We start from the raw sequence: 1,796 nt of genomic DNA, 5'->3' as shown, positions 1-1,796 counted from the left end.
GACACGGGGATTTTCAATCCCCTGCTCTACCGACTGAGCTATCTGGGCAACGGCGCGCATTAAACCCTTTCTGCATTCAGGTGTCAACCACAGGGCGCAGATTGCTGCACCGTTCGCTCGATAACCGAACAATTTGCCCGCTTGTCATCCGTTTTCGCCCTCATTCGTGCTCAGTTGTGCTGTCTTGCCTTGTTACTGCCATGAAAAAGGGGGCCTGAGGCCCTAATGCAAGTCAGTTAAGAGAATTTGAGTCCCAACCCGCAGGGGATAAGGGCTAAAGAGTGAGGGAGGCATGATGCCTCCCTCTTTTTATTGCATGCCAGTCAGGGCAAGGGTTGGAGCCAAATTGACTCTTCAACCATGGAACAGTTTTTGATATTCAATATCTCGAATATTTAGTCATAAAAATGCTTAACTGACTGGCATTAGGGCCGCGGCCCCCTGTTTTTTTGCCTGTTTTAGCGCGAAGAGTGTGGGCTTTCTGGTGCAATAGCAGAGTCACTCTGACCGTGCTCATGCAGAGAAATTGTCTCGTTATTTATCGAATTGATATTATTCATTTCCGGTTGCTTATTTTCTCCTGACTCAACAGTAAATAGTTACCCCAGTGATGAATGCATGTGCGCCTTTTAACACCTTGAAACAGGGTAATTAACCCACGTTGGAAATAAGGCTTGTGGTGGCCATGCTGAATGCTTTTCTCTGATCATCTCATCGCTTGTTACAAATGAAAATGCCCGTAAGATATCCCTCAAGGCCCCGATTGATTACACTTGTCGGCCTTGGCCCTGTGTGCTGCCCGTGTGCAGGCATGGCACCCATGGCGGGCAAATATTGATATAAGGTTCAGTCACCTGATGATGTGTCGCCAGCATTCTGGCCTGCCAGCATGGTTCATATCACCATACGAATAGAGATGAATGATGGGGCGGCTGGCGAATTGGCGTGAATATGACGTAAGTGCAACAACAGAAAACAATAATAATGTTCAGGCTTGAGAATTGGGAAACACATGAGAGTCACGTGGAGTCTATTGTATTTATTCTGTGGTGTTGCCCTGGCTGGCCCCGTGCTGATCAAGGAGCAGAAGAGAGAAGCCAATCCGCTGATCGTGCCTTATCAGCAATATCGGCTGGATAACGGTCTGACGGTGATCCTGACGCAGGATCACTCGGATCCGCTGGTGCATGTGGAAGTGAATTATCGGGTCGGGCTTGCGCAAGAGGCGCCAGGTCAGTCCGGCATGGCGCATTTGTTCGAACACATGATGTTTCAGGGCTCGGCCCATGTGCGGGAGGAGGGGCATATCCGTCTGTTGCAGCAGGTGGGGGGGCGAGACATCAACGGGCTGACGACTCGGGATCAAACCCGCTATTACCAGACGGTGCCGGCCAATCAACTGGAGAAAGTGCTCTGGCTGGAGTCGGATCGGATGGGGTTTCTGCTGGATGCGCTCTATCAGCAAACGTTTGACGCCAAACGTGACGTGGTCAGGAACGAGCGAGCCGACCTGGTCGACACGCTTGCCTATGGCCGGGTGCTGGAGGTGTTGAACCGTACCCTCTATCCACCCAATCACCCCTATTTCAACACGCCGTTTGGCAGTATGGCGGATCTGGATCGCCTCACCCTGGAGGATGTGCGCCAGTTTTTCCTGCGCTGGTATGGCCCCAATAATGCCACTCTGGTGATCGGCGGTGATATCCAGCCGGCGCAAACCCTGGCCTGGGTCGAACGCTACTTCGGCGCCTTGTCGCCAGCCCCCGGTCAGGCCCGCTCTGTGCCCCGGCCTGTGG

The 1,796-nt window shown here is 52.5% G+C and carries 1 protein-coding gene; it reads left to right on the top strand.

Going from position 1 to position 1,796, the window contains the following annotated elements:
- Positions 1-1,012: 1,012 nt before the first annotated feature.
- Positions 1,013-1,796: M16 family metallopeptidase (locus AAC083_RS20805; RefSeq protein WP_146181754.1), on the top strand; the 784-nt coding region annotated here is incomplete at its 3' end.

It is taken from the genome of Aeromonas sp. HMWF014, from assembly GCF_963878295.1.
Taxonomy (GTDB): Bacteria; Pseudomonadota; Gammaproteobacteria; order Enterobacterales; family Aeromonadaceae; genus Aeromonas; species Aeromonas popoffii.
This window is presented reverse-complemented; position numbering and strand designations above follow the sequence as displayed.